Raw genomic sequence first — 24471 nt, 5'->3', positions numbered from 1 at the left:
GGGTGTCTTCTGGAATTATATATTTTTGTAGCGTCAAACTCTAAATATATACTTATGCCCACTTTAAGATTTCATGCTTTAAAGGAAACTTTTAATAGAGTTCCTATTCCAGTTACCGAACCTGAAAGACGTTCTGATATCTTCGGAAAGAACGTTTTTAACGAGGCTGCAATGCGGCAGTATCTTACCAAAGATTCCTTTAAAAGTGTAATGGATGCCGTTGAAAACGGTTCAAAGATTGAACGCCATATTGCGGATCATATTTCAACAGGAATGAAAGAGTGGGCGATTGCCAAAGGAGCAACACATTACACACACTGGTTTCAGCCACTAACGGGAGCTACTGCCGAAAAACACGATGCTTTTTTTGAAACTATGGAAAATGGGCAAGCGATTGAAAAATTTGGTGGCGGACAATTAGTGCAGCAGGAACCCGATGCGTCCAGTTTTCCAAACGGGGGAATTAGAAATACATTTGAGGCACGTGGTTATACCGCTTGGGATCCAACTTCTCCAGCATTTATTTATGGCACCACTTTATGTATTCCAACTGTTTTCGTTGCCTATACAGGTGAAGCACTGGATTATAAAACGCCCTTACTGCGCGCACTTCAGAGCATCGATGGTGCAGCAACTGCTGTGGCAAAATATTTTGATAAAAACGTAACCAAAGTTATTGCTACTTTGGGTTGGGAGCAGGAATATTTTCTTATTGATAGTGCATTGGCCGCTTCCCGTCCAGATATTTCTTTAGCAGGAAGAACCTTATTGGGGCATTCGTCTGCAAAAGGACAACAGTTGGACGACCATTATTTCGGTTCTATCCCGGCACGAGTTCTTAATTTTATGCGCCATTTGGAAACAGAGTGTATGCTTTTGGGTATTCCTGTGAAAACACGTCATAATGAAGTGGCTCCAAATCAATTTGAATTGGCTCCCATTTTCGAGGAAACAAACTTGGCTGTAGATCACAACTCCTTATTAATGGACTTGATGCACAAAATTGCCGAAAAACATAATTTCAAAGTTTTATTTCATGAAAAACCTTTTGCAAATGTAAACGGAAGTGGAAAACATAATAACTGGTCTTTGGCAACCAATACAGGGGTAAATCTTCTTGGCCCAGGAAGTACACCGATGAAAAATCTTCAGTTTTTAACCTTTTTCATAAACACATTGAAAGCAGTAAATGAGTATGAAGAATTATTGAGAGCTTCCATTGCCAGTGCAAGTAACGATCATCGTCTTGGAGCTAATGAAGCTCCTCCGGCAATCATTTCGGCATTTATTGGTTCTCAGCTTACAAGTGTATTAGACGAGCTTGAAAAAATGACCAGTGGTAAATTATCTCCACAGGAGAAAACAGATCTTAAATTGAATGTAGTTGGTAAAATCCCTGAGATTTTATTGGACAATACAGATCGAAACCGTACTTCACCATTTGCATTTACAGGTAACAAGTTTGAATTTCGCGCTGTGGGTTCAACAGCCAATTGTGCTAACCCAATGACTGTATTAAACGCAATTGTAGCAAGACAATTGATAGACTTCAAAAAACAAGTTGATGCTCTTATCAAGGATAAGAAGATGAAAAAAGACGATGCTATCTTCAACGTTCTTAAAGAATATATTAAAGATTCAAAAAGAATTCGTTTTGAAGGTGATGGTTATGGTGAAGCCTGGGAGAAAGAGGCTGAAAAAAGAGGTTTGAGTAACCATAAGACTACTCCAGAGGCTTTAAAGGCGAAAGTTTCAAAGAAAACAATTGAGCTTTTTGAGGGACTGGGTATTATGAGCAAGATAGAAATTGAGGCTCGTCACGAAATAGAAGTTGAGGATTATGCTTTAAGAATTCAGATAGAAGGACGTATTCTAGGTGATATTGCTCGTAACCATATTATTCCAACAGCAATTAGATATCAAAATATTTTAATTGAAAATGTTCAGGGGCTAAAAAATATTTATGGAACTGACTTTAAAAAATTCTCTGTTGAACAAATGCACCTTATCGAGCAAATTAGCGAACATATAGCAAAAATCAACAAAGGAATCACCGATATGATTGATGCAAGAAAAAAAGCAAATAAAATTGAAGATGCCGAAGATAAAGCATTCGCTTATTGTAATGACGTGAAACCATTTTTCCAAGTCATTCGTTATCACTGTGATAAGCTTGAATTGCTTGTAGATGACGAGCTTTGGCCTCTTACCAAGTATCGGGAACTTCTTTTCACAAAATAAAAATTAACATTTATTTAACTTTTTACAAAATCAAGCCGTTCAAATGTTTTTGAGCGGTTTTTTTTTGCTTTTAATACCCCAAATGCATGCCAGTGTTGAAGTATTTTTCTTACATAAAATTCTACCATTTTTTTCAAAATCACATCCCTATTTTTTTTAAACGAAAAGAGTTTCTACTTTTGAAAAAGTAAATGAAAAGATGGCCTTAAAATCGTCTACCATTAATTAATGTAATCGGTATCTCCCCAACGCCGGTAAAGACTTTTGTCCAAAAGTCTATTTCTGAATTTTTTTAAAATAAGTGTAATTTCTAGGGATACATGTGTCCTATAAGGAACAGTTTTTTACGGCATTTTATGAATTTATTGAATCTGAATATTAACTCAAAATTAAATTATAATTCTTTATGAAAAAAGTAGTATTAAGTGCAGCAGTACTAATGTGTGGAACAATTATGTTCGCACAATCAAATGTGAGCGATGTTGACCAAAATGGTAACAGTAATGGTTCCGTAGTTATGCAATCTGGTGGTGGAAACGACAGTGAAGTTATTTCAACAGGAAATAGCAATACTTCAAATGTTACACAAACTGGTACAATCCACAACTCTACAGTAGAGCAACGTGGAGATGACAATTCTAGTACAGTGACTTCTATTGGTAGAAATAACAATTCAAAAGTAGGTCAAGTAGATGAACGCAATACAAGTGTGGTTCTTCAACAGGGAGGTAATAATAACTCTTCAAGAGTAAGCCAAGGTCAAATTAGTAGTAATGGAACAGTAAGCAGAACTGGTAGAGATAACACGAGTGATGTTTCACAAGATGGAAATAGCAACAAATCTGTAGTTGAGCAGTGGGACTCAAATTTGCTTTTAGGCGAGTTTAACGAATCTACAGTTGCACAAGAAGGTGATGCAAACGACAGTAAAGTAAGACAGACTGGAGACAATAATATTTCAGACGTTTTACAAGATGGAAATGCAAACATTAGCGACGTTCTTCAAGATGGGGATCAAAATGATAGCAAGTTAAGTCAAGTTGGGAGTGATAATAGCACTACTGTGAGCCAAACTGGAGATTTGAATAAATCTACTCTTCTTCAAGAGGGTACATTAAATAATTCAGACTTAATTCAAAACGGGAATAATAATAATTCAGAGATAACTCAAAAACAATTTGGAAATATGGCAACCGTCTCTCAAGATGGTAACAACGATAATTCTAACCTGACCCAGGATGGATTGAGTAACGAAGCTGTTTTAAAACAATATAACGGAAATAACATTACATCATCAATAGGCCAAAAAGGAGATCGCAACAAAATCGATGCAGATCAAAATGGTTCTAGTAACACAGCTTTCTTGCGTCAAACGGGTGATGAAAACGACATAGATTTAAATCAAACTGGTTTTTATCAAACTTCAGTAACTCAGCAAAAAGGTAATAATAATATTGCTAAGATAAATCAAGCTGATAATCGTAACAGGCTAGAAAGTACTGCAAAAGGCGATAGAAATAATCTTGATGTAATACAAGATGGTTACAAGAATAAGATTGTTAATTTTCAAACGGGTGATGAAAATACTGCAACTTCTAGTCAAATAGGCACTACTAACTATATTGGCGACAATCAGTTAGGTGACAACAACACTATCACGGATGCGCAAAATGGTACTAACAACGATTCTAAGATTAAGCAAGAAGGTAATATTAACAACAGTATTGTTTCTCAAACTGGAGATAATAACGATAACGATGTTATACAGACTGGAGATGAAAATAAATCAGATATTGCCCAACTTGGAACCTTGAACAAGGCTATTCAAACACAAACTGGCAACGAGAATGAGGCTTCAATTGTACAAGGAGAAGCTACAAAGCTTGCGACTGATAACGATGCTACACAAACGCAAACAGGTAACTTAAACAAAGCATTTGTTGTTCAAGCTTCAATTTACGGGACTGGAACTAATAACTCAGTAGTTTCTCAAACTCAGATTGGTGATGAGAATTTTGTGAGAAGTGAGCAACAAGGAAATAATCATGTTTCAACAACTACCCAAGATGGAAACAATAACGAAGCTCGTGATCTTCAAAAAGGGTCAAGTCAAACATCAACTGTTAGCCAAGATGGAAATCTTAACAAAAGCGGCGTAGTTCAAAACGGATGGGGACATAACTCTACAGTTGCTCAAAATGGGAATGAGAACGAAAGTGATGTTTACCAAACAGGGGGTCAAAACACTTCAGATGTTTCACAAACAGGTAATCTAAACATGAGTGATGTAATGCAAAATGGTACTAGTAATATGAGCGATGTAATGCAAAATGGTTTAAACAATATGAGTAATGTTGACCAAATAGGTAACATGAATACTTCAACTGTAAACCAAAACTAAGTACTGGATAAACTATAAATAGTTTTCTTTACATTAGAGAAGTGTGGGCATTTGAAAAAATGACCCACACTTTTTTTTAAAAGATATGAGTATAATAAAAGAAATAAAAATTCGATTAAATCCAAAATATTAAAACATTCATTTTCCTAAATCATTAATGTTTTTTAATGAATATTTAAAAATAATTATTTTTTTAACAAAAAATTAACTTTTTGCTATAAAAGCCAATTTTTTGTAATTCATCGATAACATTTTGTTTTTATCCAAGATTTTAAGGTTTATTGAGGAGGGAAAATAATTATAATTAATTAAATACTATATTTAGACTATAGTCTTTACCACTAAGTTGTTTATTGATATTTTTTTTTGCATATTTGAGATGTGGTTACTATACCTAATCATAAACACTTATTCTAAAAAAGTGTTAAAAAACAAATCTATCCCTTAAGTATCCTTTTAGCGTTGATTTAATTATTCAGAAAACGCTAGATGTCCTCCCTAGTTCTGAAATATATTTTTAATTCTATCCCTATTATTATTTTGAAAACAGTATTATCGAGCTTTAGATATATTCCATTTGAATTAATCCTTGCAGGAGAACTGAAGATGCTTAGTTAGATAATCTTTAAATATTTAAATTATGAAAAGGATAATTATTAGCGCAGTAGGATTATTAGTAGGTGGTTTTGTCTATTCACAAAGCCCCGCACCAACCCCGCCACAACAGGCCGAACATATTGCTATTATTCCAGGAGCAGCTTCTACAGCTAACTCTGGACAATCACAACAAAATGGAAACAATAACCGAGTACAAGTCTTTCAAGCTGGTACAAATCAATCCGCTTCTACTTATCAAGGAAATGGTTCTGGTATAGGAGGTAACTTAACGTATATTACTCAAGTGGGTGCTGTTTCTTCCACTAGCGGAATACAAAATAATGCTGAGGCTCACCAAATAGGTACAGCAAATGAACTTATTGTGGATCAACAGGGAGACTACAATAGCGCTTTGAGCAACCAAGGAATTAATGATGATGGAAGTGAGAAAAATAAATCTTGGATTCGTCAGGGTGATAACCAACAAGCTGAACACAATGCATCTGAAGTAAACCAAGATGGCGATAACAATATTGCGAAGTCACTTCAGACGTATGATAATAGTGAGTCTTTAATAACTCAAGCTGGAAACGAAAACATGGCTTTTAGTGAGCAAGATGCTGGGCCAAATGGAACAGATGGACACGCTTCTGAAATTAGTCAACTTGGAGATGCTAACCAAGCATACACATTTCAAGAAGGAAGTGGAGCACGTAATAATGCAGTAACCCTTCAAGAAGGTAACAGTAATAAATCTTATCAAACACAAGAAAATACAGCTACTATGGGAGGAGCCCAAAATGAAGTCTTTGTAGCACAAGGAGGTGTTTTCTACAATACAAACTTAGATTTAACAATTGGTAATGATCTTCGGGCCATGGATGATGTTTATGCAGGTACCTCATTTCAAACAGGCTCTGAAGCTGGAATCGCCTACCAAAATCAAATAGGTAATGGTAATGATGCTGAAACCCAACAATTTGGAAAAACAGGATTCGCTAGCAATTATTCTGAACAAAATCAAATTGGAAATAACAACGAAGCATACGGCATTCAAAATGTATATAATAATGCGGGAGGCGATAACTATTTAAATCAAGACCAACATGGTAATGAAAACCAAGCGGGAGTAGCTCAAAATGGTCAAGGTCATAAGGCATATCAAACACAAGATGGTAGTAATAACATAGCTCTATCTACACAAAAAGGAGCCAATAATAAAACCAATATCCGTCAATTTGGAGATCAAAATGTTGGTAAAACGATTCAAAATGGTACGTGTAATAAAGCTTTTTTAGTTCAACATGAAGGACAGAGTTATACCATTAGTCAAAACTTTAATGATCCAACTGGTGGTGGAAACCAAGCAAATATTTTTCAAACAGATCCTGCAGGAACTAATTCTGATGTATCATGTACATTCCCAGATATGAGAACAGAAGTGGGAGATTATAGTACCCCAGTACTCACTATTGAAGATGTTTGCCCAGGGTGTTAAAATTATATATAAGAATATCAAATACTTTAAAAAAGAGAAGAGGTTTTTCCATTTCTCTTTTTTTTATATACTTACTAAAAAACATTAAGTTTTTTAAACGGGTCCTTTAAAACGAAAGATTATACTTTACTTGCTAAAGATTCAAATGCTTTTATGCATTGTGAAGGCGTTTTAGATTGGTTAATAGCTCTTTTTTTTTCATCTAACTCATCATATACCTAAAAAATTTGTAGTTATATTCTATATACAACTATTTGTATACGACTGACTTTAAGGTTGAGTAATTATACTTAAGAGGTTAACTTGTTTTTCCTACATATATATTAGATAATATCTAAGTAAAAAAAGTGTTTTTCAAGGAGTTTTTAATAATATGGATTTTGCTAATAATAAGATATCCATATATTTAACATCATAAAAGTCAGTCGAAAATATTTTTAACAAAATTTTAACCTTTTCTGTTAATTTTAATATTTGCGCGCTTCATCGATAATTTTCAGTTTTTCATCCAACAAATGAATATTTTTTGTAAGTAAAAACCTATTTTAAAAAGGGGTTTTCCCCCTATTTAGGGTTTTGCGATTGTAACAGCTTGTGTATTAATATATTTTGTTGCATATTTGAATTGTCGTTGAGGTAGTAATATCAAAAACGATTCTCCTCAAAAATGTTAAAATACAAACCTATCCCCCTAGTAAAAGAATCATTTGGTATTTAACTGTATTGATTCATCAAATTAAAGTATCCCTTATTTCTAAAATGTGTTTTAAATACATTTTAAAACTCATCCCCTTAATAACAATAGATCATTTAATTATGATTTATTGAGATCCAAGGAAGCAATTCCTTGCTGAAAACTGAATATTATTTTAACCAAATATTAATCTTTAAATCTTTTAATTATGAAAAAATTAATTTTAAGCGCTGCGGCGCTAATGATTGGGTCCTTTGCTTTTGCACAGGTTATTACGGCTCCAGTGCAGGCTGAACACATTGGTATTCTTCCAGGTGCTGCACCAACAGCCAATTCTGGTCAATCCCAACAAAATGGTAATGACAACCGAGTACAGGTAATGCAGGCAGGTACTAATCAATCTGCATCTACTTACCAATCTGATGGGTCAGGAGCTGGCGGAAATTTAACCTGGATTCGTCAAATTGGAGCAGTAAGTAGTGCAAGTGGAGTTGCAAATAATGCTGAAGTTCGTCAAAAGGGAACCGAAAATGAGTCTACTACTGACCAACAGGGTGACTACAACAGCGCTCTGACTAAGCAAGGTTTAAATGATGATGGCAGCGCCAGAAATAAGGCGTGGATACGTCAGGGAACGAACGAGCAAGCGCAAAACAACGCTGCGGAAATCAATCAAGATGGGGATGACAACGTTGCTAAAACCAAGCAAACTTACGATAATAATGAAGCTTTAATCAACCAATTAGGTGATGATAACAAAGCATTCAGTATCCAAAATGGTGGTCCTAATGGAACAGTAGGTCACGCTGCTCAAATTGATCAAACTGGTGATGATAACGAAGCATACTCAAACCAAAGCGGTAATGGTGCTCAAAATAATGCATTAGTGTACCAACTTGGTGATGATAACGAATCGCAACAAGTTCAAATAAATTCTGCTTCATCAGGGGGGTCTCAGAACTGGGCTTCTGTTACTCAAGGAGATGGTGTTCGAGACGGATGGGCTCTTAATGGCTCTATTTGGTTAGGTCAATTGACTAGCCTTGATGATATTCTTACTGGTAGCTTCAATGGAGATTCTTATGGTGCAACTGCTTACCAATTTCAAGATGGTACCGATAACCAAGCTGAAGTTCACCAATTTGGTGGTGGAAGTCAAAATCCTCCAGGTAACTATGCTGAACAACATCAAGATGGTGATAGAAACGATGCTTTCATACAACAAAATGCGTATGGTAGCGCTGCAGGTGGAGCTAATTACGCACGCCAAGATCAGGATGGTAATAACAATCAGGCCGGTGTGGCTCAACTTGGTGTAGGACATAAGCTTTTTCAAACTCAAACTGGTAATTACAACATTGCAATGTCAACTCAGAGAGGTGAATGCAACCAAGTTAATACACACCAGATTGGAGATCAGAATGTTGTTAACACAGCGCAAAGAGGAATTGACAATGGTATTTTAGTAGTTCAAGATGGAGGTCACAGTTATTCTGTAACTCAAAATCTTCCAAACGGATCTCCTGTTGGAATGCCAAATGGTCACAATTCAGTTAATGTACTTCAAATGGGACCAAGCGGAACTAATCCTGGAATTGACTGTGCATTTGACCCTGCATTGGATATAAATCAGAATTACAATGTTCCAGGTTTGAACATTGATGACGTATGCCCAGGCTGCTAAGCCGCTCTCGGTTAATACAATTTTATAATAAAAAAGGAGGGCAGTTTTATGCCCTCCTTTTATAATAAATTTAATATCTTTAGTGCAGTTTAAATCAATGCCGGTATAACTTATTGTCTTTGAGTTATATGGTTTTAAAAAATAGATAAATACAATATGAATAATTAAATTTCGCGTTATGAAGACATTATTTAAAAATTTAGCTTTCGGGTTTCTTTTCTTATCAATTATACAAGTAGCGCCAGCTCAAACTTATAAGGAAAATAATAATACTGATGGAAAACAGGTTGTGTTGCAAGGCCAAAATGTAACACCTGAACTTTTGGCTAACTTAGGAATTATTGGTGCGCCAAATCCCAAAAACGCAACTGTTGAAGGTAATTCCGTATTTGTAAGGCAGATTGGAGATTTTAATACCGCCAGTATCAGAAGTACCACAAATGCTAGCGAAATAAATTTGCTGCAAAATGGAAACTCTAATGATACCCAATTAGATTATGTGGCAAACACAGCAATTGCTGATCTTGTACAGAATGGAAATAACAATAAAATAAAAGATTATGTAAATGCTCCAAATGAAGATATATCTTTAGATCTTATTCAAAATGGTGACAATTTAAATTTTGAAAGAAACGGAGTGAATGAACTCACTAAATCTTTGAAATTTAAACAATCTGAGGCATCCCCTACCATTATAGTTAGAAGTTATTTTTAAATGAACCTAATCAAAATAAATAAACAAAATTTTCTAAAACATTTTGCTGCTATACTAATCCTTACAATAGGTTTTAGTGCAACAGCACAATTCTACAATAAAGAGTTTGTTGGTAAAATCTACGTTAAACAAGATAGTGAGTTCTTCACTTTTACAGCAACCGCTGAAAATTTAACGCCAACCGATGTTAATTTGAAATATGACTTTATAGTTTATAAAACAGATGTAAACAATAATGTTTCAAAAAGTAATCAGTCCAATCTTTTTTTTTTAAAAGGAAATGATAAAATAGTACTTTCTTCTGTCGCAATCAATTACAATGAAGAAGGAAAAATAATATTAGCACTTATTTTATATGATAGTGATGGAAAGCCTGTAGGTCAAGATCGAATAGAATTGAACTCAGAAGGAGGGAATCAAGAGGTTGTAGTGGATAAATCAGCTCTAAAAGAAGAAAACAAAGGAGGCTCAGATCAAGCTGCTCCACAAGACGGTATTATTCTCGACGGCCTTGTTTTAGAAAAAACAATTACAAAAGCAGGTCGTGATTTTTATAAATACTTCTATGCAGAATACTATAATCGACAAATAAAAACTGAAAAAAATATTTTCATAGAGGAAGTGCCTGGGAGATTTCGTAATACAAGAATTTCCGTAAAAATTGATGATCAGTTGGTTTGGCAGTTTTTTTCGCAACCTAAAAAATCTTTTTTACAAAGTATGGCTACTACAGCTTTAGACCGCTCAATTTCGTATCTTCAACAATTACAAAAACAAGGCGACAATACCTTAACCCGATATTAAGATGAAAGCACCAAAACTACTTTTTACCGCAGTTATACTTTTTTTCTTTTGTTCAATGGGCTTTGCCCAACAATTTTCATATAGTCCATTAAATCCAGCTTTTGGAGGAGATACATTTAATTATAACTGGTTGTTAAGTTCCGCAACTTCGCAGAATAAACTTACAGCCCCCGCTAACGCAAGCAATCAACAATCTGAATTAGAGCAGTTTGGCGCAAATCTAAATAGACAAGTTTTAAGTCAGATTTCTCGAATTCTTTTACAACAACAATTGGGAGGCTTAGGGAATCTTGATCAAGAAGGCACATTTACCTATGGCACATTGAATGTTGAGATATTCCAATCTGATGAAGGGTTGGTTATAAATATTCTAGACACGTCTAATGGTGAAGAAACACAAGTTATTGTCCCAAATTAAAAACATTTCATGAAGATATTTTATAAAGCAATTTCGTTATTGGGAATTTTTCTATTTTCATCCTGTGCGGCTTTTTTTAACCAGCCCGTATTTCAGGAGCCTTCAAGAACTGGAGAGTTTTCTAAATCTACAAAAACACTTTTAGATTTGCCGCCTGCTTCACAGCCAGTTGAAGTGGCCGTTTATAATTTTAGCGATCAGACTGGTCAATATAAAGCAGTTGAAAATGGTAGCACTTTTAGTACGGCAGTTTCACAAGGCGGTACTACTATGCTAATAAAAGCATTGGAAGATTCTGGATGGTTTATACCAATAGAAAGAGAGAATTTGAATAATCTTTCTACAGAACGCAACATTATAAGAAACACCAAACAAGAATATATTAAAAACTTAAATCCCAATGAACCACCACTCCCGCCATTGTTGTACGCGGGTTTAATCCTGGAAGGAGGAGTTATTTCTTATGACACAAATATTATCACCGGAGGGTTAGGAGCACGCTACTTTGGCTTGGGAGGTTCATCAAAATATAGACAGGATAGAATAACTGTTTATCTTCGGGCAGTATCTACAAGTAATGGAGAAATTTTGAAAACTGTATATGTTTCCAAAACAATCCTTTCACAGGCTATTGATGCTAGTTTTTTTCGTTTTGTAAAATTCCAAAGATTGTTAGAAGCTGAAACTGGTATAACACAAAATGAACCTGTGCAACTTGCAATGAAAGACGCTATTGAAAAGGCGGTTCACGATCTAATTATTGAAGGTATTCAAAAACAATTTTGGAGCACTCAAGGTGGTAAGGAAGTAAATGATCAATTGGTTGCAGATTATGTTGCAGAAAAAGAAAAGGATGAATCCACGCTACTTTTTGATAGATTGCAAGTAAGTAGGCAAGCCCAAAACGCTTTGGGAATTTCAGTAGGAGGTAATTTACCTGACAATGATTATTCAACGCAAGACATAGGGTTTTTAGGGCGTTTAGAATATCAAAGATATTTTGGGAGGTATTTCAATGTAGGTCTTAAAGCCTCTGTTTTTCGTATTGATAATGGAAGACAATATAGAAATATTTTTGCAAGTGCAGATTTAAACGGTCAATTTGCATTATTGCCCAATGATAAATTAACGCCATTTATTTATGCTGGTTCTGGAGTAATAATAAGTCTCTTAGATCCGTTTAATGATTTTGAATTTAAAACGGGAGAACCCTTTTTCAAAGTTCAATATGGAGTAGGTCTGGAATATTTTATTTCAAATAAAGTTGGGATTAAAGTATTTGGAGAACATAATCTTGTTTTTACAGATAAGCTTGAGAAAGCTGTTCAAGGAAAAAGAAACGATTTTTACTATAATTTTGGTGTTGGCTTAAATTATTATTTTAAGTTATAATTATTAAATAAAAACCTAATGATGAAAAAATATATAACCTTGTTTTTAGTGAGTTTCTTCCTTCTGATACTTAGTTGTAGTGAAGACACGTTAGATGTTGTGCTAAAGGGAAGCATTTCTGGAAAGGTTACAGATAAAATAACTGGTGCAGCGCTAGAAAATGTAAAAATAACCACCAATCCAGCTTCAACCACAGTTTTTACAGATTCAGTGGGTAGATTTAGGCTGAATGATGTAATTGTTGATGATTACTCTGTACAGGCAGAATTGAATGGATATGCAGCAGGTTTTGAATCTACTACGGTTACTGAGGCAGTGACTGCTGTAGTTGCCTTTGAACTTTCGCTTGCCAATTCAGATAACAATCCACCCTCTGTTCCCATTTTAGTATCTCCGGAAGATGGAGCGGAAGAGCTACCGCTTGAAGTACAATTTATTTGGCAAGCCTCCGATCCCGAAAATGATGAACTTACTTATACCTTGAATTTAAGAAACGGAAGTACAGACGAGATGCAGGAAATTGTAGTGGGGCAAGACACAACATATACAGTAAGCAATCTGCAATTGGCAACCAAATATTTTTGGCAAATAACCGTAACCGATGATACTAACGATCCCGTCAGTTCTTTAATTAGTGAGTTCAAAACATTAACCTTACCGAACAATCCTTACTTATTTGTAAAAGAAAAAAGCGGAAATCTCGTAATATATTCTGGAGCCAAAAGTGACACCGTAACTGGTGGAAATACAATTCCTGATTTTAATGTGCTGCAGCTTACAAGTGAAAATTTGAATAGTTTTAGACCTAAAAAAAGTAATATACTTAATAAAATTGCTTTTTTAAGAAATTCAGGCGGCAATACGCATATTTTCACTATGAATTTTGATGGAACTGATGTAAGGAAAATTACAGGTCAAAAACCCGTAGCAGGTTTCAGAACTGAAGAATTGGAATTTACTTGGGCACAAAATGATAGTAAAATTTATTATCCGCATTTTGATAAATTATATTCCATAAACTCAGATGGAAGTGGATTTAAATTAGAATACACTACAAGCGACGGAGCATTTATTTCAGAAGTTGCCGTTCCAGAATTTGATGATAATTTGGTTTTATTAAAAACGAATAGCTCCAATGGATATAATGTGCGTATTTATACAGCAACACTTGAACCCGATTCAGAGGAAACAATAATTCTTGAGAATGTTCTAGGTGCCGCAGGAGGAATAGATATTTCCGCAAATGCGGATAAAGTATTATATACTCGGGACATTGATGGAGCACAAAACTCTTCTTATAAAATTTTTAATAGTCGTATTTTTCTTTATACGATTGGACAGCCTGATCAACCAGTAGAATTCGAAACAGATGTTTTAATCGGAGAAAACAATTTGGATGCAAAGTTTTCACCTTCCGAAGGCGGTGTTATATTTACCCGAGTGAAAAATAACTTTGGAGCCATACCTGCTATTTACTCTCAATTTTTTGATCAACAAGCTCAGGATGACCAGTTATTATTCACAAATTCTTTTATGCCCGATTGGGAATAAAACATAAATTCAACAAAACTAAAAAGCCCACCTTTGTGGGCTTTTTTTTAATCCGTACTTTTGCAACTTAACAATATCCAATGAGTAAAGAGATTTCAAAACGTTATGCGCAAAGAGGCGTTTCTGCAGGAAAAGAAGATGTGCATAATGCCATAAAAAATGTAGATAAAGGCCTTTTTCCAAAAGCATTCTGCAAAATTGTTCCCGACTACCTTACAGGTGATGATGATTATTGCTTAATAATGCACGCTGATGGCGCAGGTACTAAATCTTCTCTTGCCTATACTTATTGGAAAGAAACTAATGATTTATCTGTGTGGAAAGGTATTGCCCAAGATGCATTGATAATGAACATTGATGACCTGCTTTGTGTAGGTGCAGTTGATAATATAATGCTTTCATCGACCATTGGGCGAAATAAAAATCTTATTTCTGGGGAAGTTATTTCTGCAATCATAAATGGGACGGAGGAATTGATAAACGAAATGAAACAATATGGTGTAACTATTCATTCAACTGGTGGTGAGACTGCAGACGTTGGAGATCTCGTTAGAACTATTATTGTGGACTCTACTGTAACTGCACGAATGAAACGCAGTGAAGTTGTAGATAATGCAAATATTAAACCCGGCGATGTTATTGTTGGGCTAGCTTCATTTGGTCAAGCAACTTATGAAAAGGAGTATAATGGTGGAATGGGCAGTAATGGATTGACATCTGCGAGACACGATGTTTTCGAAAAATATTTGGCACAAAAATATCCTGAAAGTTTTGATGCCTCTGTACCTGAGGAACTTGTTTTTTCAGGTTCAAAGAAACTAACTGACCGTGTTGAAAACAGTCCTTTAAATGCCGGAAAATTAGTGCTTTCACCTACACGTACATACGCTCCCATTATAAAAGAGATTTTATTTCAATTCAGCAGCAAGGAAATTCATGGAATGGTTCACTGCAGCGGCGGCGCACAAACAAAAATTCTTCATTTTATAGAAAACCTCCATATTATTAAAGATAATATGTTTGACGTCCCTCCACTCTTTAAACTCATTCAATCTGAAAGCAATACTGAATGGAAAGAAATGTATCAAGTTTTCAATATGGGACACAGAATGGAAATTTACGTTCCCGAAGAAATTGCAGAGAGTATTATTAAAATCTCAAAATCATTTAATGTGGATGCCCAAATTGTTGGAAGGGTAGAAGGTGCCTCATCAAAAAAGCTCACTATAAAATCAGCACTAGGCGAATTTTTTTATTAGTAATTTCGACTATATTCGTAAATGAATTTGAGCTTAATACCTTTTATCCTCAAATTTTTATCAACGAATGTCAAATAATGCTTTCTTCAAAAATTACAAAGTGGGATTGGGTATTTTGGCAGTGTTCTTCATCTGCTTAAGCATAGCAATCTATCTTTTCCAAAATTATTTTTTGTTTCGTTTATTACGCGCAATTATATGTTTTACCGCGCTAAGCTACTTGTTTGTTGCTCACAGAAAAAGAATTCAAAAATGGATTGTTGGTTTTCTTTTCTTTTATGGTGCCTCTAGCATTACAACAGTTTGGTATGAAAATGGAACAATGGCGAGTATTTCAATGATATTGAATTTTATAGCTTTTTTGTTCCTTCTCTGGTATATTGTTCCAAAAGTGAATTTGCAAAATCTTTCAAAAACATTTACCATTCTCTTTATTTTGATTGTACTGGTGAATGGTTATTTGTTTTTTAAATTAATTGAACTTATGAAAGAAATGATATTGAGCAAGACTCAATATATTTTCATGCTCCTAGATGCTCTTTGTGGAATTTTACTGGTTTTCTTATCTCTTTTATACAATCATTCTGTCAATAATGCGAAATCAATGAGTTACGCGCTTTTGATTTTTTTACTCATTTTCGGTGAAATATTTCGCAGTATAGCTTATTATAATCTTGCCTATGGCGCAACATTCGTTTATTTGGGAAGAATTTTTTTTGTGCTCAGTATGTATATGGTTGTTCATTTTTCATTCCTAGAGTTAAAGTCTACTCACAGTTTAAAATACCCACTTCCTAGGACATTTTAAAAAATTAGCGTCCTTTTTATAAATCTCTTAACCTAAATTGAAAGGTTCTGCGATAGTTTTGGTTTAGGTAAAAAATTGTAAATTTGCACCCATTATAAAATCTATATGTTAGACAGGCTTCAAATTATAAAACAACGTTTTGACGAGGTGAGTGACCTCATTATCCAACCAGATATAATTAGCGATCAAAAGCGTTATATTCAGTTGAACAAGGAATATAAAGATTTAAGAATTTTGATGGATAAGCGTTCTGAATTCTTAGAACTAACCGATAACATTTCCGAAGCCGAAGAAATAATTTCCGATGGCAGCGATGCCGAAATGGTTGAAATGGCAAAATTGCAACTCGATGAAGCAAAAACCCGTCTGCCGAAACTAGAAGAGGAAATTAAATTTCTGTTAGTTCCAAAAGATCCTGAGGACAGCAAAAATGCAGTAATGGAAATCAGAGCTGGTACTGGAGGTGACGAGGCAAGTATTTTTGCAGGCGATCTTTTTAGAATGTATACTAAATACTGTGAAAATAAAGGCTGGAAGACAAACGTAATTGATTTTAATGAAGGAACCAGTGGCGGTTTTAAAGAAGTTCATATTGAAATTGAAGGTGAGGACGTTTATGGAACCTTAAAGTTTGAAGCGGGAGTTCACCGCGTGCAAAGAGTTCCGCAGACCGAAACTCAAGGGCGCGTTCATACAAGTGCCGCAACAGTGATGGTTTTTCCGGAAGCTGAAGAGTTTGATATAGAAGTAAATCCTAAAGATGTTCGGGTAGATTTCTTTTGTTCATCGGGTCCGGGCGGACAGTCTGTAAACACGACCTATTCTGCGGTTCGTTTAACGCACGTTCCCACAGGAATCGTGGCTCAGTGCCAAGATCAAAAATCACAACACAAGAACAAAGAGAAAGCTTTTAAAGTTTTGCGATCTAGACTTTATGATATGGAGCTGGCAAAGAAACAAGCTGAAGATGCCTTAAAACGTGGCTCAATGGTAACTAGTGGAGATCGAAGTGCTAAAATTAGAACTTACAACTATTCGCAAGGGCGTGTTACAGATCACCGTATAAATTTTACTTTATATAATCTTGGTAATATTATGAATGGTGATATTCAAGAAATAATTGACGAGCTACAATTAGTAAGTAACACAGAAAAATTAAAGGAAACAGGCGAAGCTTTTTAAAAATGCAATCTTCTGAAATGTAACGTATGAAAACAGAAAATCTAATTTCAGAAATAAAAAAGAAGAAATCCTTTCTTTGTGTTGGCCTTGATGTAGATCTCGATAAAATTCCCGAATTTCTTTTAAAAGAGGAAGATCCTATATTTTCTTTTAACAAAGCTATTATTGATGCAACCCATCAATATGTGGTTGCCTATAAACCAAATACAGCTTTTTATGAAGCTTATGGTTTAAAGGGTTGGCAGTCGTTGGAAAAAACCATAAATTATTTAAACGAGAACTATCCTGAGATTTTTACCATTGCAGATGCAAAACGCGGTGATATTGGCAATACATCTTCCCGCTATGCCAAAGCTTTTTTTGAAGATTTAGGTTTTGATGCGGTTACTGTGGCTCCTTATATGGGAAAAGATTCTGTAGAACCTTTTCTTGCCTTTAAAAACAAGCACACTATTCTACTGGCTCTAACCTCCAATGAGGGCGCTTTTGATTTTCAAACTAAAAAAATTGAAGGAGAAGAACTCTATAAGAAAGTTTTGAACACTTCAAAAGATTGGAAAGACAGTGATAATTTAATGTATGTCGTGGGTGCCACCAAAGCTGAATATTTTGAAGAAATCAGAAAGATTGTCCCAAATAGTTTTTTGCTCGTTCCAGGTATTGGTGCACAGGGGGGTAGTCTTAAAGAAGTTTGTAAGTACGGACTGTCCAAAGATATTGGTTTGCTAGTAAATTCTTCCCGAGGAATTATATATGCGTCAAACAATAAAGATTTTGCAAAAGTAGCCGCTGAAGAAGCTAAAAAAATCCAACTTCAAATGAATACTATAATTGATGGAATTCGTTGATCAATTAAATAGAAAAGTATTCCTTAAAAAAACTCCTTCAAGAATTGTATCACTTGTTCCTTCCCAAACTGAGCTATTGGTTGATTTTGGTTTGCGAAAAAGTATAGTAGGTATTACTAAATTTTGTGTGCATCCACCAGATTTGAAAGAAGAAAAGAAAATCGTGGGTGGAACAAAAAAGGTAAATTTTGATAAAATAAAAGCACTCAACCCAGATATCATTATTTGCAACAAAGAAGAAAACACCGAAGAAATGGTACTTCAATTAGAAAGCATAGCTCCAGTTTGGGTTAGTGATGTGAAAACAATAGCTGAGAGTCTTTCGATGATTGGAATGTTGGGGGGAATTTTTAAAAAAGGCGAAAAGGCTTCTGAAATTATTTCAAAAATTGAAATCCAACTTTCGGAATTACATCAAGTTATTAAAGATATACGGACAAGAAAAGTACTTTACTTAATATGGAAAGATCCATATATGGCTGCAGGTAAAAATACTTTTATAGATGCACTTCTTCAGCTTAATAATTTCAAAAATATAATAGATTCCAAAGCATCTAGATATCCTGAAATAGGAAATATGGAATTTAAAAAGGCGGATTTAATTTTTCTTTCTACAGAACCCTATCCATTTAAAAAGAAAGATGTTTTAAAATTGAATGCTGAAATTAAAGAGGAGGTTAAATTAGTTGATGGAGAGTTTTTTAGCTGGTATGGCTCGCGTTTAATAAAGTCTCTTAATTATTTTAAAACACTTCATAAAGTAGAGTAATATCATTTATCGCCATGCTGAAATGTTAGATATTTTATTTCTCTAAAAAGTTTGTCAGCTTGGTGGTGTACTTTTTCACTTTTTGTAATATCTTTCAATGCAGTTTCATAGGACTTTTTCATTAAAAGAGTATATCTTTCCTTTAATACTTCAACTTTCGATTTTTTCCTAAACCAACTTAGCATCTCTTAATTTTGTTTTTGCAAAGTTAATTTTGAATAACAAAACTTATTGCTAACACGAGGTTAATGGTATCATAAAGCTTATGTAGAGATTTTTTGTATAGAAAATTAATTTAGTCCTGCAAAGCAAAAACCTGCCTCAACAAAGTTGTTGTGCGTGCGGAAAGATTATTCCGAATATCTTTCTCTTCTACACTTATCATTTTATATACTCCATTTAGCGCCTCGTTAGTTACATAATCTGTAAGATCAGGATTCACTCTAGTAACAAACGGAACGGAGTTATATTTGGTAATAATATTACTCCATACTTGATCTGCACCTACTTTAGAAAATGATTTTTTTATAACTGGATTAAATTTTGAATATAGTTCGGTATTAGTGCGTTGTTCCAAATAATTTGTAGCTGCATTATCTGGACCTAATAGGATGTTTTTTGCATCAGAGAATGTAATTTGTTTTACTGCATTCACAAAAATAGGCGTTGCTTCTTTTACTGCATCTTCGGCGGCTCTGTTTAAAGCTTTTATACCTTCGTCGGCTAAACTACCCAATCCAATATCTCTTAAGGTTTGATCTACTTTCTGTAATTCTTCCGGCAATAGAATCTTTACTAATTGATTTTTGTAAAAACCATCTGTCTGCGTAAGTTTGGTTACTTGTTTCTCAATTCCAAAATCAAGTGCCTGTCTTAAGCCATTTGCAATCATTGTTGGATCTGTTCCGATGCCTGTTTGATTGGGAAGTGTGTTTACTACTTGTTGTAATTCAGCACAAGAAAATAACATAAATACTGAACAGAAAAGAAAGAGTTTTTTAAGTAACATAGGGTTAAAATTATATGATTTTCAAATATAAAAAAAGACCCTTCAACTATGAAGGGTCTTTTGATAAAAAATTTTAAAACTTCTTATTTAAGAACTTTAACTGTTTTTGAAGTATTTCCAATAGTTACTTGAACCAAGTAAGCTCCAGAAGCAAGTCCGCTCATGTCGATTTTTGGAGAAATAACATCTGGCTGAGCTGTAAGTACAGTTTTACCTAAAACATCATAAACTGTAACATTGTCTACAACAGTTTTAGTGCTGATGTTCAAAATGTCTTTTACAGGGTTTGGATAAATTTTGAAAGAGTCAGCTGCAAAATCATTTACACCAGCTGTACCAGAGGTAAAAGTTACATCATCAACGTAAAATTGATTGTTTGGATCAATTGCGAAGAAATCTATTCCTCCAAGAATAGCATCACCTCCAAAAAGAACTGGAGCACCATCTACACCATCAATTGATAAAGTATACATAGTTGCGTCAACGTCAAAATGAAATTTAACTTCAAACCAAAAATTCTGAGGGTATGCAAATGTATTGTTCACAGTTCCATCAGCATCAATGTCTTCAACAACTCCAGGAGATAAACCATCTAAGTTAAAAGTAACGTTTCCTGAATTAAAAACACCAGTACCAGGAGCTGAAGCAGGTCCAGCGCCTCCGGCTACAGTTTCGCCTTGAAAGTTAAAATAAGCTGTTTTGTCTGAAGGGATGTACATAAAAAATGATAAATCGTATTCTCCAGATGTTTGGTTACCAAGAAGTAAAATAGCATCTTGAGGACCACCAGCTGCTGCACCTGCATCAATTAATCCAGATTGTGAACCAGATTGAGCTTGATCAGTTGTGATAATCATATCTTCTGCACCAGCAACGCCACTCCAGCTAGACCAATGATCTTCATGAACACCACCAGTAGAATAGCTTTCCATGTCATCCTGAATTATTTGAGCATTTGCAGAAAATGCAAAAGCTCCTAAAGTAAATGCTAATAAGTAAATTTTTTTCATAATGTTAAGTTTTTAATTGTTTAATATTGATGCTGCAATATACAAAAAAAATGAACTATTGCAATTTTTTTATAATAATTTTATGAGATGAATACTTACTTAAAGCACGATGTTCTATAGCTTTTTACTAAATTTGCCTTTCATATTACTAAGAAATATTCTATGCAACAAACAACTCCTTATAAGCCAAAACACAAAGTGCGAATTGTTACAGCCGCCTCTCTTTTTGATGGGCACGATGCGGCAATAAATATTATGCGGCGTATTATACAGTCCACCGGAGTAGAGGTGATACATCTTGGTCATGATAGAAGCGTAGAAGAGGTTGTTAATACAGCAATTCAAGAAGACGCTAATGCAATAGCTCTGACTTCTTATCAAGGGGGGCATAATGAATATTTTAAATATATGTATGATTTATTGCGTGAAAAGGGTGCGAGTCATATTAAGATATTTGGAGGGGGCGGTGGTGTTATTCTTCCTTCTGAAATTAAAGAATTAATGGATTATGGCATTACCCGCATTTATACACCAGATGATGGACGTGAGCTGGGCCTACAGGGAATGATTAATGATTTAGTGAAACAATCAGATTTTGCTATTGGTGATAAATTGAATGGTGAATTTTCAAAGTTGTCTAACAAAGAAAGTGGAGCCATTGCCAGAATTATATCTGCAGCAGAAAATTTTCCAGAAGTCGCAAAGGAAACTCTTGATAAAATTCATATTAAAAATAAAAAAATCACAACGCCAGTTTTGGGGATTACCGGTACAGGTGGTGCTGGAAAATCATCTTTGGTTGACGAATTGGTGCGAAGGTTCTTAATAGATTTTCCAAAAAAAACTATCGGGATTATTTCCGTAGATCCTTCCAAAAGAAAAACGGGGGGCGCTTTGCTGGGAGACAGAATTCGTATGAATGCTATAAACTCTCCTAGGGTTTATATGAGAAGTTTGGCAACAAGACAAAGTAACTTGGCACTTTCGAAATATGTTTCAGAAGCAATTGAAGTTTTAAAAGCGGCTGAATATGATTTAATTATTCTTGAAACTTCAGGAATTGGGCAGAGCGATACAGAAATCATTGAGCACAGTGATGTCTCATTATATGTTATGACTCCAGAATTCGGTGCTGCAACCCAGCTAGAAAAAATTGACATGCTCGATTTTGCTGATTTGGTTGCGATAAATAAATTTGATAAACGTGGCTCATTAGATGCACTTCGCGATGTTAAAAAGCAATACGTGCGAAACCATCAGCTATGGGAAACTCCTCAGGATAAACTTCCTGTTTATGGTACTATAGCTTCCCAGTTTAACGACCCGGGTATGAATAAATTATACAAGGCGGTAATGAAAGAAATTACTGAAAAAACTGAAGCTGATCTTAATAGCGATTTTCATGTGTCTGAAGAAATGCACGAAAAAATATTTGTAATCCCTCCTTCCCGAACACGTTATCTCTCAGAAATTTCTGAGAATAACAGAGCATATGATAAAAAAGCGAACGATCAATCTGAAGTAGCACAAAAACTTTACGGAATATTTAAAACCTTGGAATCCATTTCGGGTGACAAACCTAAATTGGATAAAGCTGGAATCGTTTCAGAGTCAATAGTAAATTCAGAAAAAAACAAAGATTTATTGAAAATGCTTTTAGCTGAATTTGATCGTGAAAAGCTGAATTTAGATCCTTATAATTGGGAAATAATCACCGGTTGGGAAAATAAGATAGATAAATACAAAAACCCTATTTATAGCTTTAAAGTTCGTGGAAAAGAAATAAATATTGAAACTCATACTGAATCTCTTTCTCACACTCAAATCCCCAAAGTTGCCCTTCCAAAATATAAAGCCTGGGGTGACATATTAAAGTGGACATTACAGGAAAATGTTCCAGGGGAATTTCCGTATACTTCCGGACTATATCCATTCAAAAGAACAGGGGAGGATCCAGCACGTATGTTTGCTGGCGAAGGAGGACCAGAGCGAACAAACCGCCGCTTTCACTACGTGAGTATGGGCTTGCCTGCTAAACGGCTTTCCACTGCTTTTGACAGTGTAACACTATATGGAAATGATCCAGACCATCGTCCAGATATTTATGGAAAAATAGGTAATGCCGGTGTTTCCATCTGTTGTTTGGATGATGCCAAGAAGCTGTATTCTGGATTTGATTTGAGCCATCCTATGACTTCGGTAAGTATGACTATTAACGGTCCCGCACCCATGTTGCTTGGATTTTTTATGAATACTGCCATTGATCAAAATTGTGAAAAGTATATAGTTGAAAACGGCATGGCCGATGAAGTTGAAAAGAAAATTTCAGCTATTTACAAAGAAAAAGGAATTGAGCGACCTAAATATCATGGTGAACTTCCAGAAAATAACAACGGCCTAGGGTTGATGTTACTTGGGGTAACTGGTGACCTAGTTTTAAACGCTGAGATTTATAATAAAATTAAATACGAAACCCTTCAACAAGTACGTGGTACTGTTCAAGCAGATATTTTAAAGGAGGACCAAGCTCAAAATACATGTATATTTTCAACAGAATTTGCATTGCGATTGATGGGTGATGTACAAGAGTATTTTATTGAGAAAAAAGTTCGAAATTTTTATTCGGTTTCCATCAGTGGCTACCATATTGCTGAAGCAGGAGCAAACCCAATTACCCAGTTGGCTTTTACACTTTCCAATGGTTTTACATACGTTGAATATTATTTAAGCCGAGGTATGGACATTAACGAGTTTGGACCAAATCTCTCCTTTTTCTTCAGTAATGGTATCGATCCGGAATATGCGGTAATTGGGCGCGTAGCACGCAAAATCTGGGCAAAAGCACTTAAAGAAAAATACGGAGCAAATCCGAGGGCACAGATGTTGAAATATCATATTCAAACCTCAGGACGTTCGTTGCACGCCCAAGAGATTGATTTTAATGACATTCGCACTACACTCCAGGCTCTCTATGCAATTTATGATAATTGTAATTCTTTGCATACAAATGCGTACGATGAAGCAATTACTACCCCAACGGAAGAAAGTGTTCGTCGGGCGATGGCAATTCAGCTTATAATAAATAAGGAGTTAGGGCTTGCTAAAAATGAAAATCCAATTCAAGGCTCTTTTATTATTGAAGAATTGACTGATCTTGTTGAAGAGGCTGTTTTAAAGGAATTTGATAGTATAACTGAGCGTGGAGGTGTTTTGGGAGCTATGGAAACTATGTATCAACGTAGCAAAATTCAAGAAGAAAGTTTGTATTATGAAACCTTGAAACACAATGGAGAATTTCCAATAATAGGTGTAAACACATTCTTGAGCAGCAAGGGGTCACCTACAGTGCTGCCTGCAGAGGTAATTCGCGCCACCGAAGAAGAAAAATTAGTGCAGATAGAAACATTAAAAAATCTTCACAAAATGTTTTCAGATAAAGCAATAAGTTCAATTGAAAAAGTAAAAACAGCAGCTATACATAACGAGAATATGTTTGAGCAGTTAATGGAAGCTACCAAACTGTGTTCTTTGGGGCAAATTACAGAAGCACTTTTTGAGGTAGGAGGTCAGTATAGAAGAAATATGTAGAAT

General features: G+C 34.9%; 18 protein-coding genes. 15 read left to right on the top strand and 3 right to left on the bottom strand.

Features of this window, described 5'->3' with window-relative positions:
* Window positions 1-54 precede the first annotated feature (54 nt).
* The 14 genes from AEQU1_RS05300 (at window position 55) to AEQU1_RS05235 (ending at window position 18861) form a co-directional block, all read left to right on the top strand.
* Window positions 55-2241, top strand: coding sequence for a glutamine synthetase III (locus AEQU1_RS05300; RefSeq protein ID WP_111879379.1), 2187 nt, complete (start codon window positions 55-57; stop codon window positions 2239-2241).
* Window positions 2242-2647: 406 nt separating this feature from the next.
* Complete coding sequence (locus tag AEQU1_RS05295; protein WP_111879377.1) at window positions 2648-4642, top strand: hypothetical protein; 1995 nt, start codon at window positions 2648-2650, stop codon at window positions 4640-4642.
* 640 nt (window positions 4643-5282) lie between these two features.
* Entirely contained in the window at window positions 5283-6737 is a 1455-nt protein-coding gene (locus AEQU1_RS05290; protein ID WP_111879375.1) for a hypothetical protein, read from the top strand.
* A gap of 935 nt (window positions 6738-7672) precedes the next feature.
* Window positions 7673-9115 (top strand): curlin, encoded by a 1443-nt coding sequence (locus tag AEQU1_RS05285; protein WP_146743717.1) that lies wholly within the window; start codon window positions 7673-7675, stop codon window positions 9113-9115.
* Between the two features lie 178 nt (window positions 9116-9293).
* Window positions 9294-9830 (top strand): hypothetical protein, encoded by a 537-nt coding sequence (locus AEQU1_RS05280; protein ID WP_111879372.1) that lies wholly within the window; start codon window positions 9294-9296, stop codon window positions 9828-9830.
* On the top strand, window positions 9831-10634 hold the full coding sequence (locus tag AEQU1_RS05275) for a CsgE family curli-type amyloid fiber assembly protein (RefSeq protein WP_111879370.1): 804 nt from the start codon (window positions 9831-9833) through the stop codon (window positions 10632-10634).
* A 1-nt stretch (window position 10635) separates the two neighbouring features.
* Window positions 10636-11052, top strand: coding sequence for a curli production assembly/transport component CsgF (locus tag AEQU1_RS05270; protein WP_111879369.1), 417 nt, complete (start codon window positions 10636-10638; stop codon window positions 11050-11052).
* Between the two features lie 9 nt (window positions 11053-11061).
* A complete protein-coding gene (locus AEQU1_RS05265; RefSeq protein ID WP_111879367.1) occupies window positions 11062-12444 on the top strand; it encodes a CsgG/HfaB family protein in 1383 nt (460 codons plus the stop codon).
* Between the two features lie 18 nt (window positions 12445-12462).
* A complete protein-coding gene (locus AEQU1_RS05260; RefSeq protein WP_258455141.1) occupies window positions 12463-13995 on the top strand; it encodes a carboxypeptidase regulatory-like domain-containing protein in 1533 nt (510 codons plus the stop codon).
* Between the two features lie 80 nt (window positions 13996-14075).
* The gene (locus tag AEQU1_RS05255; RefSeq protein WP_111879366.1) at window positions 14076-15254 is read left to right on the top strand and encodes an AIR synthase related protein; all 1179 of its coding nucleotides are present in this window, start codon (window positions 14076-14078) and stop codon (window positions 15252-15254) included.
* Window positions 15255-15354: 100 nt separating this feature from the next.
* Window positions 15355-16062, top strand: a complete 708-nt coding sequence (locus AEQU1_RS05250; protein WP_220092309.1) for a hypothetical protein — start codon at window positions 15355-15357, stop codon at window positions 16060-16062.
* 105 nt (window positions 16063-16167) lie between these two features.
* A complete protein-coding gene (gene prfA / locus AEQU1_RS05245) occupies window positions 16168-17244 on the top strand; it encodes a peptide chain release factor 1 (RefSeq protein WP_111879363.1) in 1077 nt (358 codons plus the stop codon).
* Window positions 17245-17270: 26 nt separating this feature from the next.
* Entirely contained in the window at window positions 17271-18092 is an 822-nt protein-coding gene (pyrF, locus tag AEQU1_RS05240) for an orotidine-5'-phosphate decarboxylase (RefSeq protein WP_111879359.1), read from the top strand.
* Window positions 18079-18861, top strand: coding sequence for an ABC transporter substrate-binding protein (locus AEQU1_RS05235; protein WP_111879358.1), 783 nt, complete (start codon window positions 18079-18081; stop codon window positions 18859-18861). The genes pyrF and AEQU1_RS05235 overlap by 14 nt, the downstream gene beginning before the upstream one ends.
* Window positions 18862-18863: 2 nt before the next feature.
* Here the strand turns inward: AEQU1_RS05235 and AEQU1_RS05230 are convergent, their stop codons facing one another.
* The 3 genes from AEQU1_RS05230 to AEQU1_RS05220 all read right to left on the bottom strand — a co-directional run bounded on the left by AEQU1_RS05230 (window position 18864) and on the right by AEQU1_RS05220 (window position 20880).
* Entirely contained in the window at window positions 18864-19046 is a 183-nt protein-coding gene (locus AEQU1_RS05230; RefSeq protein WP_111879356.1) for a Lacal_2735 family protein, read from the bottom strand.
* Between the two features lie 110 nt (window positions 19047-19156).
* Window positions 19157-19870, bottom strand: a complete 714-nt coding sequence (locus AEQU1_RS05225; protein WP_111879354.1) for a DUF4197 domain-containing protein — start codon at window positions 19868-19870, stop codon at window positions 19157-19159.
* An 83-nt stretch (window positions 19871-19953) separates the two neighbouring features.
* On the bottom strand, window positions 19954-20880 hold the full coding sequence (locus tag AEQU1_RS05220) for a T9SS type A sorting domain-containing protein (RefSeq protein WP_111879353.1): 927 nt from the start codon (window positions 20878-20880) through the stop codon (window positions 19954-19956).
* A gap of 162 nt (window positions 20881-21042) precedes the next feature.
* Here AEQU1_RS05220 and AEQU1_RS05215 point away from each other — a divergent pair, with 162 nt between their 5' ends.
* Window positions 21043-24468, top strand: a complete 3426-nt coding sequence (locus tag AEQU1_RS05215; protein ID WP_111879351.1) for a methylmalonyl-CoA mutase family protein — start codon at window positions 21043-21045, stop codon at window positions 24466-24468.
* Window positions 24469-24471 lie beyond the last annotated feature (3 nt).

The sequence above is a fragment of the Aequorivita sp. CIP111184 genome (genome assembly GCF_900489465.1).
Taxonomy (GTDB): Bacteria; Bacteroidota; Bacteroidia; order Flavobacteriales; family Flavobacteriaceae; genus Aequorivita.
Note: the sequence above shows the minus strand (reverse complement) of the source record. Positions and strands in the feature narration are given on the sequence as shown.